This window comes from Acidimicrobiia bacterium, assembly GCA_036396535.1.
GTDB lineage: Bacteria > Actinomycetota > Acidimicrobiia > Spongiisociales > UBA5794 > DASWKR01.
Window position 1 is genome coordinate 94,613 of record DASWKR010000070.1, and the last position, 12,096, is coordinate 106,708.

A 12,096-nucleotide genomic window follows, 5' to 3' on the forward strand; every position below is an offset into this window, starting at 1 on the left:
CCTCGCCCGCTCGATCGACCTTGGAGAGGCGACTTGTGGACGAAGGCGATGGTGCCGATGATGACCCCGCAGCCAGTGACCACGTGCCACCATTGTTCTGCCTCCCATGAGCCACATCGCAGCCCAGATCCTGTTCCTCACCAGCCTGCTCGGATTCCTCGGAGCGCTCAACGCGGTGCGCACGCTCGATCCGCGCCGCCATCCACTGCTTCGCCCGTGGTGGTTGCCCGCCCTGACGACGGCGGAGCTCGTGCCCGCCCGGGTCCTGGTCCACGGCGCCGTCGTCATCGCCGCTGCTGCTGCATCGGCACTCGACCACCGCGCCGGGCAGTGGGGGCTGTGGCTCACCGGTGCGACGTGGCTGCTGTACGTGCCGATCCAGCGTCGGGCGGCCGCGACCCGCCAGGCGATGGCCGCCGCGCTCGTCGAGATTGGCGTCGAGGCCCCGACACCGATGCCGATCGAGTGGAGGGCGGTGGCGCTGGCGTGGCCGTACCGACTGCCGAAGGACGTCGAACGCGTCGACGCCGTCGAGTACGCCCCGGGCCTGTGTCTCGATGTGTATCGCCGGCGTGACTTCGAGGCCGGCTCCCATCCTGCCCTCCTGCAGGTCCACGGCGGCGGATGGCGCGGTGGGAACCGGCGCCAGCAGGCGAGGCCGCTCATTCGCCGCCTCACGCAGGCCGGATGGGTGTGCGTCGCCATCGACTACCCGCTCGTCCCCGAAGCGACGTTCCCCGACCAGCTCGTGGCCGTGAAGCGGGCGCTGGCGTGGATGCGCTCAGAGGGCCACGAGCATGGGATCGACCCCGGCTTCATCGCCATCACGGGCGGGTCGGCGGGTGGGCATCTGAGCGCCCTGGCTGCCCTCACGCCGGGAAGACCCGAGTACCAGCCTGGATTCGAGGGCGCAGACACGACGGTTCAGGCCGCCGTGCCGTTCTACGGCATCTACGACTTCCTCAACAGAAACGCCACCCGCGACGAGTGGCCCGTCATCCCGACCGGCGTGATGAAGGCCTCGAAGTCGAAGCAGCCGGAGCTGTTCAGGGCCGCCTCGCCTCTCGACCAGGTGAACGAGACGGCGCCGCCGTTTCTCGTCGTCCACGGCGACACCGATTCGGTCGTCCCTCCCCGCGAGGCGACCCAGTTCGTCGAGGCCCTCGAGTCCGTCAGCGGCCGGCCCGTCGGCTACGCCCTTCTGCCGGGGGCCAACCACGCCTTCGACGTATTCGAATCGCTCAGGGCACATCACGCCGTTGCAGGCGTGACGGCGTTCCTCACGCACGTGCTCGAGTCGGGCCGGGTGGACGCCCGCTGAGCCGGCCGTTTCTGCCTGGTCACAGCCAGTAGGGGATGCCTTTGCGGGTCTCACACGCCGATGCCGTGTCGGAGCCCTGGCCCCCGAAACAATCATCCGTCCCGGAACCGCCCTGCAAGTCGTCGCCGCCGCCCTGACCACGCAACGTGTCGTCGTCGGCCCGGCCCTTCAACACGTCCCCCCCGGAACCGCCCCGCAACACGTCGTCGCCGTCCTCACCGTCGAGCAAGTCACCCTGCTTGCCACCCACCAACAAATCCTTGCCAGCCCCGCCGAACAAGTCATCCGAGCCTGCCTTGCCGAACAACTCGTCGCCACCCGAGCCACCCAAGACACGATCGTTGCCGCTCCCGCCGTCCAACACGTCGCCACCCGAGAGACCGTCGATCCGGTCGCTCCCGCCGTTGCCGTCGATCATGTCATTGCCCGAACCGCCACACAACCAGTCCCGGCCACCCTTCCCCGAGATCGTGTCGTTGCCACCCCGACCCGAGATCACATCCCGACCCGACGTGCCCACCAGGTTGTCCGGGCCGCCGGTGCCGACGATCGTCGCCAAGAACCCGAAACAATGATGAAAATCGAACAACTGCACATCGTCGCGTGTGTTGTCGACGGCCAACACGTCCTCGTTGGCATCCAACCCGATCAGGTTGAGATTGGAGAATTGACCGTCACCCGTTCCTGACGACCCGAACACACCCAGGAAGCCGCCCTGCAGGTCGAACACCTTGATCCGATCGTTGGTGCGGTCGACGGCGAACACGTTGCCACCGGAATCGACGGCGACGCCGATCGGGAACGTGAGCGCCCCCGCTCCTGTGTCACCGATGACCCGCAAGAACCCACCGGTCGAGTCGAACACCTGCACCCGGTTGTTGTTGTAGTCGCCCACCACGATCTCATCGTTGGGGCCGACGTCGACCGGGAACGGCCCACTGAACTGCCCATCGCCGGAACCAACTGCCCCGAACTTGTCGAGGAAGTTGCCGTCGAGATCGAAGACCTGGATGCGGTTCTGGCTGAAATCGGCGACGATGACACGGTTCTGCGAGTCGATGGTGATACCGGCGGGAAACGCGAACTGACCATCGCCGGATCCGGGGGCACCGATATCACGCAAGTAATCGCCGTCCGAGTCGAACACGAGCACTACCTGGTTGCCAGCATCCGTAACGAGGATCTCGCCACTCGGCGCCACCACGATTCCCTGGGGCGACGAGAATTGGCCGGCACCGGCACCGGATTCGCCGAACTCGTCGACGAACACCCCCGTCGAGTTGAAGATGACGACCTTGTTGCGTCCGGAGTCCGTGACGAGAATCCGTCCGGCCGCGTCGACGGTGGCGTCCACCGGGTTCGAGAACTGGCCCGGATTCGAACCTGGGCTCCCGATCGTCCGCACGAACTCGGGATCGGCGATCGGTCCCGGGGCACCCACCGCACCCGCACCACTCGCCACCGGCGCCACCACCACCATCACCACAGCCAACACAGCCCCGAAGACCAGCTTCCTCACGTCCACTCCCTTGTCCGTCGAACCCCGGTGACCAAAGGGTCACTCTACCCAGCCACACCCCGGCGCCGCCTGCCGGTCACAGCCAGTAGGGGATGCCCTTGCGGGTCTCGCACGCCGATGCCGTGTCGGAGCCTTTCCCGCCGATGCACTCGTCGACACCCGAACCGCCCTGCAAGTCGTCGCCGCCGCTCTGACCACGCAGCTCGTCGTCGTCGGCCCGGCCCTTCAAGACGTCGCCGCCCGACCCGCCCCGCAACACGTCGTCGCCGTCCTCACCGTCGAGCAAGTCACCCTGCTTGCCACCCACCAACAAATCCTTGCCTCCGCCGCCGAACAACTCATCGGCGTCTGCGCCGCCGAACAGGTCATCCGAGCCTGCCTTGCCGAACAACTCGTCGCCACCCGAGCCACCCAAGACGCGATCGTTGCCGCTCCCGCCGTCCAACACGTCGCCACCCGACAGACCATCGATCCGGTCGCTCCCACCGTTGCCGTCGATCGTGTCCTTCCCGGAGCCCCCGCAGAGCCAGTCCCTCGATCCCCCACCCGAGATCGTGTCATTGCCGCCCAGACCCGAGATCACATCCTCGCCGGCCGTCCCGACCAGGTTGTCCGGACCATCCGTCCCCACGATCGTCGCCAACAACCCGAAACAACGATGAAAATCGAACAGCTGCACGTCATTGCGGCCAACATCCGCCACGAGGACGTCCTCGGCACGGTCGAGACCCAGTAGGTTGAGGGTCTGGAACTGGCCGTCACCCGTGCCTGATGAGCCGAATGACCCCAAGAACTCTCCATCCAGCGTGAACACGTTGATCTGATCGTCGCCCCGGTCCACGGCGAACACGTTCCCAGCCGAGTCGACAACAACCCCGATCGGGTTGTTCAGCGCACCGGCACCCGAGCCGGGTTCGCCGATCTCCGCCAGGAAGCCCGCCGACGAGTCGAACACCTGCACCCGATCGTTGAGGAGCTCCGCCACCACGATCTCGTCATCGGGACCCGTCGAGACGCCGAAAGGCCCGTTCAGCTGCCCGGGGTTGGCACCCGAGGCGCCGAACTTGGTGATGAACGTGCCATTGAGGTGAAAGATCTGCACCCGGTCGGCTTCGAAATCCGTGACGATCACTCGGTTCTGCGAGTCGATGGCGATCCCGCTCGGCTGGGTGAACTGCGTATTGCCGGTGCCTTCGCTGCCCCATGCGCGCACATGATTGCCACTCGAGTTGAACACCTGGATTCGGTGGTTACCTCGGTCCGCGACATAGATGTCGTCATTGGGGGCCACCGCAACTCCAAACGGCATGTTCAGCTGACCGGCGGCGCTCCCCGGTTCACCGATCTCGTCGAGGAACACCCCCGTCGAGTTGAAGATGAGGACCTTTTCCCGCACCGCGTCGGTTGCGATGATGCGCCCCTGGCTGTCGACCGCAACGTCGACCACATTCGCGAACTGGCCCATCCCGGCGCCCGGTCCGCCGATCGTCCGCACGAACTCGGGGTCGACGATCGGCGATGGGGCGCTCGCCGACATCGCCACGCTGGCGACCGGCGCCAAGGCCACGATCGCCAAAGCCAACCCGCCGGCAACGACCGATCGGCGCACCCGCTGTCCCTTCGATTGCCCACCGATCACGGCCCGACTCTACGCCTCATACCCTGTCGAGGCCGACCGCTCTGCGCACCTGGTGCTGGTAGCCCTCCGCCTGGGTCCGAGCGTCGAGGGCCCCCTTCTGCATGAGACGGGCCACCTCGGCATCGTCCAGGTCCTGGTAGCGAGCCCGCACCGGCGCCAGCTCGGCGACGATCGCTTCCGCCACCGCCTCCTTGAACTTCCCGTAGCCGCCGTCGGCGTACTCGTCGACGAGGTCGTCGATGGTCCGCCGCGTGCAGTCGGCCATGATCTCGAGCAGGTTCGACAAGCCGGGTTTCGCCTCCCAGTCGAGCCGCACCGTCGGCTCCGAGTCGGTGACGGCCGCCTTCACCTTCTGCCTGATGGCTTCTGGTGGGTCGACGATGAGGATGCGGCTTCTCTCGTTCGGCTCGGACTTCGACATCTTGGACGTCGGGTCGGCGAGCGACATGACCCGGGCGGACGTCGGGGGGATGAGTGCGTCCGGGAGTGGGAAGACCTCCCCGAAACGATTGTTGAAGCGCTCCGCCAGATCGCGGGTGACCTCGAGGTGCTGACGCTGGTCGTCACCGACCGGGACGAGATCGCAGCGGTGCAGGAGGATGTCCGCTGCCATGAGCACCGGATAGGAATACAGGCCGAGGTTGGGCCCCACCCGGTCGGACTTCTCCTTGAACTGCGTCATCCGGTTGAGCACGCCGAGCTGGGTCATGGTGCCGAGGATCCACGAGAGCTCGGCGTGCTGGGGCACCTGACTCTGCATGTAGATGAGCGACCGGGAAGGGTCGAGCCCAACGGCCAGGAGGACCTTGGCGGCTTCGAGGCGCTGAGCGTGCAGGTCCGCAGGTGCGATCGGCACGGTGATGGCGTGCAGGTCGACGATGCAATAGATGGTCTCGTACTCGTCCTGGAGCCGTACCCAGTTTCGGAACGCCCCGAGATAGTTGCCGATGTGCATGTTGCCCGTCGGCTGGACGCCGGAGAACACCTTGTGTTTCTTCTGACTCATCCTTCACTCCGATAGTCCTCTGCGAGCCCTCCACGAAGAACGCCGGGGGCCTCGACGGCCTCCGGCGTTTGTCTCGGGCGCGCTGGAGGCGTCAGCCGATCCAGGGCCACCGGAACGCGCGGGTTCGATCCATCGGTGCCGAGGATAGGGGCGCCGGAGGCGCCGGGCGAGCCGACAGGGTCAAACGGGTCGGGCTCCAACGAGGGCGTCTGCGATGCCGCGCCGGGCCGGCAGCCACAGCACGAACCACGTCGAGAGGGCAAGCGCAGGCACGGCCAGCTGGAGAGCCCAGCCGGTCGAGTCGAGCAACTCGGTCACGAGCAAAACCGAGGTCGGAGCGGCGATCCCGAGCGCGGCGCCGGCCACCGCCACAGGCGCCCTCAGCTCGGGGTGCTGGGACCACAGCACGACGCCCACCGCCAGGAGGAGGGTCCAGCTGTACGTCAGCACCTGGGGAGAACACCAGAGGTTGAGAAGCACCGCCAGGGCGAACAAGACGTGCACGTCACGTCGGTGCAGCTTCGCCAGCCGCCGGAACACCAGGAGCCCGCCGATGACTGCGGCAGCGCCGAGCACAGCGGTCACCGCCCCCCACCCGGGAAGGAGGATCCCGAAGAACCGAAACGGCGCGAACTGCCCCCATTGCGCCATGTGCGACGTGTTGACCCGTGCGAAGTCGACGACGCCCTGCGGCCAGGCGAGCCACGCCGACCCCACGAACGGGAGCGACGCCGCCACGATCGCGGCGCTCCCGAGGGCCAGTCCCGCAAGGGCGCGCCTGTGGCGGGCATCGATCGCCCACCACAACAGGAATCCGACCAGCATCGTCGGCTTGAGGATGAGGAGTGAGGCCGCCAGGCCGGCTCCGAACACCCGGCCCGATCGCAGCTCCTTGTACACGAGCGCGAACGCAGCCAAGACAAACAGGCTCATCTGGCCGAATGTGATCGCGAAGTAGACGGGGAGGGTGAGAAGCGCGAGCAGCGACAGGGCGATCGGTCGCGGAGCGCCGAAAACCCGCAGCGACGCCGCCATGAGCACGAGACCGAGCGCCGTCCACACGTACCAGGCCCGCTCGACGCTCAGGACCGTGAGGGGAGCGACGGCCAGCGCCAGCACCGGGGGGTTGCCGAGAGCGGAGTTGTCGGACCGTTCCCCGAGCCCGTGCTCCAGGAACGCCGCCTGGAACCGGTCGACGTCGTAGAGGGCCCCGATGTCGCCGGAGGCGACGAGCTTGCCGGACGTGTAGAACACACTGAAGTCGCTGGCAACGCCGAATGTCGTCGTTCCCTCGAACCACCCATTCTCCGGTGCGTCGACGGCCCGCTCGATCCACCACACCGTCACAGGCACGAGGGCGATGATGAGCAGCATGAGGCGCAGCCGGGCGGGGCGCGTCGCCATACCGACGATATGTCCGGCTCCCGCTGGGCGCTCCATTGGTTCTCCACTCGCGTACGTCGAGAATGGTCGTCGCCGCAAGGTAGACCCTTTAGCCGCGGGCTCGGCGCCGGGTTGACGGATCAGGCCGCTGGTGTCACACTCGCCTGAGATGAACGGCTCGCCGACCATCGTCATTACGTAGGCGCACGCGCCTCGTAGCCGCGTGCGCCGACCGACCCTCCCCACCGGGAGGGTCTCTCATTTCTCCCCTTCGTGCCGATGAACCCGAGGACCCCTCATGACCATGCAACGAGTAGAGATCTACGACACGACACTGCGCGACGGGACCCAGCAAGAGGGCATCTCGTTGACCGCACGCGACAAGCTGGCTGTCGCCAAGCTCCTCGACCACCTCGGGGTCGCTTACGTCGAGGGCGGCTGGCCGGGCGCCAATCCCAAAGACGACGAGTTCTTCCGGTTGGCAAGGAAGGAGCTCAGTCTCGAAACGGCGACGCTCGTCGCCTTCGGGTCGACTCGCCGGGCCAACCGCAGGCCGGAGGACGATGAGCAGCTCGCGGCACTGCTGGCGGCCGACACCGACGTGATCTGCCTCGTCGGGAAATCGTCCGACTATCACGTCGAGCACGCCCTGCGGACAAGCCTCGCCGAGGCCGTCGCCATGGTCGCCGACTCGGTGTCGTACCTCGGCGACCAGGGCCGCAGGGTCTTCTTCGACGCCGAGCACTTCTTCGACGGATACCGTGACAACCCCGCCTTCGCCATGGCGGTCGTCGGCGCTGCCAGGGACGCCGGAGCCGAGCGCATCGTCTTGTGCGACACCAACGGAGGTTTCCTCGCCCACGAGGTCGAGCAGGTCGTTGGAGAGGTCGGCGAAGCGCTCGGCGACGCCATCCTCGGCTGCCATTTCCACAACGACTCCGGGATGGCCGTCGCCAACTCGCTCGCCGCCGTCCGCGAGGGCGTCTTCCAGGTGCAGGGCTGCGTGAACGGATATGGCGAGCGCACCGGCAACGCCGACCTGTGCTCGGTGATCCCGAACCTGGCGGTCAAGATGGGGCTGGAACCGGTTCCCGCCGGCCGCCTCGAACGCCTCACGATCGTCTCGCACCACATCGCCGAGATCGTCAACCTCACCCTCGATCCGCACATCCCGTACGTCGGGACCTCGGCGTTCACGCACAAGGCGGGGCTGCACACCTCGGCGCTCGCCCGCAGGAGCGACGCCTACGAGCACCTCGATCCCACCAAGGTCGGCAACAAGACGCGCTACGTCGTCTCCGAGCTCGCCGGCCGCTCGACCGTCGTGGCCAAGGCCAAGGCACAGGGCCTCGAGCTCACAGACGACGACGCCCAGGCGGTGGTCGACCGCATCAAGGAGTTGGAGCATCGCGGCTACCAATTCGAAGCCGCCGACGGGTCGTTCGAGCTTCTCCTCAGGGAGGCCCAGGGCTGGAAGCAGGACTTCTTCAGCGTCGAGTCCTACCGGGTGTTCATCGAGCACCACGGCGGCGAGGTCGTCGCCGAAGCCACGACCAAGGTCCACGTCGGTGACGAGCGGGTCGTCGCCACCAGGGAAGGCGACGGCCCGGTCAGCGCCCTCGACCGGGCGCTGCGTGCCTCCCTCACGTGGGCATACCCCGAGATCGAGGGAATCCGGCTCACCGACTTCAGGGTACGTGACCTCGATTCATCCGACGGCACGAGCGCCCGGGTACGAGTCCTCGTCGAGCATTCGAACGGCAGGGAGACCTGGGGCACGGTCGGCGTGCACGAGAACATCATCGACGCCTCGTGGCAGGCGGTCGTCGAGGGCCTCGTCGTCGGCTTGTTGCGCGCCGCAGAGGTCCAGGGCGCGCCAGACTGACGTCATGGAGCGGCCATCCGATCTCGACGCCGCACGGGCCGCGGTCGCGGCCCGCGGGCTCATGGCGGCGGCTTCGGCGCACCTCACGGAGACCGTGGCGATGCAGCTCCCCGTGGAGTCGCTCCCCCGGTACAAGGGCATGCTCAAGAGGTTCTTCTCCCGTGATGACTGGACCGAAGCAGACGAGGATGCGCTGGCGGCCCTCGTCGATCCCGTCCTCCAAGAGGGCCCGTGGGACGTGGCGCTCGGCGGGATCCAGATGTGGCACGGCCGGGCGAAGGACGGCTACCGGATGTACGTCACCGGTGCCGGGGCGACGGCATCCATCTTCGACAGGGCGTTCACAGGACCGGTCGTCCCGGAGCCGACGCCTCACCCGAGGAAGGTGAAGTTCACGTTCGGGGGCACCCCGAGCAATGGCGTCTGGTATCGCCGGGGCGACACCACGGACGACGCTCGGGCGGCCCGGCTCCTCGCCGAGCCCGACGTCACGGACGTGATGGTTGCCGGGACCTTTGTCACGGTCGGGCTCGACGCTGGTTCGTCGTGGGAGAACCGCCTCGACGCCGTCCTCGGCCTGGTGACCGAGATGTTCCCGGCCGAATCGGCGGGACCACCCGCGATGACGCGCGAAGAGCTCATGCGTGAGGGCGGGCGGGCGGTTTCGGCGGGCGTCGAGCTGCACCTCCTCGACCCGGACGACCCCGAGAGCAGGCAGCGACTGCGTACCGCCCTGGCGGAAGGAACCGTCGCCGAACGCCGGATCGCGGTTGCGATCCTCACCGAGTCGTCAGACTCCGCCACCTCCGTCGACGCCGTCGAGAGGGGGCGCCACGACCGTTCGGTGACTGTCCGCAGGACCGCCATCGACGCCGCCGCCGACCTGGAGAACGGGGCGCTCCGCCACGTGTTCGAGGATGCGCTGGACGCTCCGGACCCCTGGACGAGATGGCGAGCCGTGAGAGCCCTCGGTGCGATCGGGCCGAGCCCGAGTCGCGAAAGACTCGAAGGGCTCAGCGCCGACCCGGACTTCCAGGTGCGCTTCGAGGTGGCGCGGGTGCTACTCGAGCCCTAGCTCGCCATAGACCCGGTCGAGTCGGGACCGCAGTGCGTCGATCTGAGCCTGCAGCTCGACGACCTCGGCCCGGAGCGATGGCTCGGCGAGTTCTCGCGCTTCCGTGGGCTGCTCGAGGGTGGCGTACTCGAGTGACCCGGTCGTGAGGAGCTCCACGTAGCGGCTCTCCTTCTGGCCGGGAACCCGCGCCAGCCGGGTCACGTGGCCGCGGGAAGCGAGGTCGTCCAGAGCCGCCTCGACGGCCACGAGCGACGGAAAAGAGACATAGCGGCTGGTCCGCTGGCGCAGCTCGCCCGGGGTCTGCGCCCCCCGCAACAACAAGACAGCGAGCATGGCGAGCGCCTCGGGCCCGAGGCCGATCACCCGATCGACGGCATGCTTGTACTTCACGACGCGATCGCCCGGCCGGTGGACGAGCTTGGCGAGGCCCCGATCCGCCAGGCTTCGCAGGGTCACCTCGACGAGGCCGTCGTCGTACTCGACGATCGGTTCGCGGTTGGAGACCTGGTTGCATGCGACGGTCGTGGCGTTGAGCGAGAGTGGGTAGGCGTCCGGCGTGGTGAGCGCCTTCTCGATGAGGCTCCCGATCACCCTGGCCTCGACATCCGTGAGCGTGGCGCCCGTCACAGGCCCTGCTCGACGCTCGGGTTGCGCTGCAACCGGATGTCCTCGTGGCGCCGTTCGACGAACGGCATGACCCCTGGATGGGTGATGACGTAGAAGCGATCCTCCAGTACCGCTTCCAACACCCGCTCCGCCACCTCCCCGGGCGACCGGTGAGAGCGCTCGTACAAGCGATCGGCGGCTGCCCGGACGCGTTCCGTCACCGGTCCAGCGGCCCCCTCGGCGCCCGGCGGTCGGTTGCGGTCCGATTCGTGGATCGCCGTCCTGGTCCACGCCGGGCACACGACCGACACGCCGACCCGGGCTTCGAGCATCTCCATCTCGTAGAGCAACGACTCCGAGAGGACGACGACGCCGTGCTTCGAGACGTTGTACGCAGCCATGCCGGGCTGGGTCAGCAGGCCGGCGACCGAGGCGGTGTTGACGACGTGGCCCTCGTTCTGGTCGACGAACCGCGGAACGAAGGTGCGAACCCCATGGAGCACTCCCCAGAAATTGACATCCATGATCCAGCGCCACTCGGCGAGCGGCGTCTCCAGGATGCCCCCAGGAGGGCCCACGCCGGCGTTGTTACAGACGAGGTGGGCGGTTCCGAACTGCTCGAACGTCACAGCCGCGAGCGCTGCGACCGAGTCGGGTGACGAGACGTCGGTCGGCACGGCGAGCACTTCGTGACCGGCATCCGCCAGTTGTGCTGCGGCAGCCTCGAGCGGGCTGCGTTCGATGTCCGCCAGCACGAGCCTCATGCCCTCCTGCCCGAAGCGGCGCGCCATCGCCAGCCCGATCCCGCTCGCCCCGCCGGTGACCACGGCGACCTTTCCCGCCAGATCCTGCATAGCGCCGAGGTTAGAGGCACTCCGCCCGCCGCTCCGGCTCCAGGCTGCGGTGCGCGCCACTGGTGGTGCGTCGTTCGATTGGTGACCTCGGCTCTGGACCGCTGGGTGGCCGACGCCGCAAACGGGGACGGCCATACAAACGCTGTCTCCCGCTCGGCGGGGGACCGGCGCGCGGTCGCCCTGCGACCCGAGCCGTGGGGGCACCTGGCCGCCACACACTGCCCGGCCCCCTCGACTCGGCCTGCGGCACTCGTCGATCCCCCGGAGACCGGGGGATTGCGTAGAAGCCTGCGAACCGTGTGGACGGCCACCCACGCTGTCTCCCGCTCGGCGGGGGACCGGCGAGCGGTCGCCCTGCGACCCGAGCCGAGGGGGCAGCTGGCCGCCACACACTGCCCGGCCCCCTCGACTCGGCCTCCGGCACTCGTCGATCCCCCGGAGACCGGGGGATGAGCGTAAGAAGCCAACCAAACACAATCGAGGCGCCGAGTCGACAATCTCCGGCCTCGAGGTCATCCAGGTGGAGCGGCGCCTCGAGCTCACTGACGTCCACGTTGCCGAAGGTCACGACCGCCCGGAGTGAGCCGGCTGTCACGTCATCGCGGCGATGAGCTCTTCGAGGTCGACGGTGGCCACGTGGATCGCCTGGTCGGAGAAGCCGTACGGGATGACCACGGTCCCATCCTCCACGATGGCGCCACACGAGTACACGACGTTGGGCACGTACCCGTTGCGCTCGTCCTCCGCCGGCTCCAGAAGGGGAGACCCGAGATCGCCGATCACGCGAGAAGGGTCGTCGAGGTGAAGC

At 67.8% G+C, this 12,096-nt stretch carries 10 protein-coding genes; 3 read left to right on the plus strand and 7 right to left on the minus strand.

The features are described from left to right. Positions 1 to 106: 106 nt before the first annotated feature. Complete coding sequence (locus VGC47_13435) at positions 107 to 1,321, plus strand: alpha/beta hydrolase (GenBank protein HEX9856310.1); 1,215 nt, start codon at positions 107 to 109, stop codon at positions 1,319 to 1,321. A gap of 19 nt (positions 1,322 to 1,340) precedes the next feature. On the opposite strand, the gene VGC47_13440 is transcribed toward VGC47_13435, so the two are convergent. The 4 genes from VGC47_13440 to VGC47_13455 all read right to left on the minus strand — a co-directional run bounded on the left by VGC47_13440 (position 1,341) and on the right by VGC47_13455 (position 6,925). After that, positions 1,341 to 2,840, minus strand: a complete 1,500-nt coding sequence (locus VGC47_13440; protein HEX9856311.1) for a 6-bladed beta-propeller — start codon at positions 2,838 to 2,840, stop codon at positions 1,341 to 1,343. Positions 2,841 to 2,916: 76 nt separating this feature from the next. After that, a complete protein-coding gene (locus tag VGC47_13445; protein HEX9856312.1) occupies positions 2,917 to 4,479 on the minus strand; it encodes a 6-bladed beta-propeller in 1,563 nt (520 codons plus the stop codon). 16 nt (positions 4,480 to 4,495) lie between these two features. Continuing rightward, positions 4,496 to 5,485, minus strand: coding sequence for a tryptophan--tRNA ligase (gene trpS, locus VGC47_13450; protein ID HEX9856313.1), 990 nt, complete (start codon positions 5,483 to 5,485; stop codon positions 4,496 to 4,498). Positions 5,486 to 5,665: 180 nt separating this feature from the next. Continuing rightward, a complete protein-coding gene (locus VGC47_13455; protein ID HEX9856314.1) occupies positions 5,666 to 6,925 on the minus strand; it encodes a glycosyltransferase family 87 protein in 1,260 nt (419 codons plus the stop codon). A 247-nt stretch (positions 6,926 to 7,172) separates the two neighbouring features. Between VGC47_13455 and cimA the strand changes: the two genes are divergently transcribed. Beyond that, positions 7,173 to 8,753 carry a citramalate synthase gene (cimA, locus tag VGC47_13460; protein HEX9856315.1) on the plus strand — a complete coding sequence of 527 codons (1,581 nt, stop codon included), beginning with the start codon at positions 7,173 to 7,175 and terminating at the stop codon, positions 8,751 to 8,753. Between the two features lie 4 nt (positions 8,754 to 8,757). Then, the gene (locus tag VGC47_13465; protein ID HEX9856316.1) at positions 8,758 to 9,828 is read left to right on the plus strand and encodes a HEAT repeat domain-containing protein; all 1,071 of its coding nucleotides are present in this window, start codon (positions 8,758 to 8,760) and stop codon (positions 9,826 to 9,828) included. On the opposite strand, the gene VGC47_13470 is transcribed toward VGC47_13465, so the two are convergent. From VGC47_13470 to VGC47_13480, 3 genes are all read right to left on the minus strand, one after another. Then, positions 9,814 to 10,455 (minus strand): DUF480 domain-containing protein, encoded by a 642-nt coding sequence (locus VGC47_13470; GenBank protein HEX9856317.1) that lies wholly within the window; start codon positions 10,453 to 10,455, stop codon positions 9,814 to 9,816. The genes VGC47_13465 and VGC47_13470 overlap by 15 nt on opposite strands. After that, complete coding sequence (locus VGC47_13475) at positions 10,452 to 11,288, minus strand: SDR family NAD(P)-dependent oxidoreductase (GenBank protein HEX9856318.1); 837 nt, start codon at positions 11,286 to 11,288, stop codon at positions 10,452 to 10,454. The genes VGC47_13470 and VGC47_13475 overlap by 4 nt, the downstream gene beginning before the upstream one ends. A 591-nt stretch (positions 11,289 to 11,879) precedes the next feature. Next, on the minus strand, positions 11,880 to 12,096 hold a 217-nt coding region (locus VGC47_13480), incomplete at its 5' end, for a glycosidase (protein ID HEX9856319.1).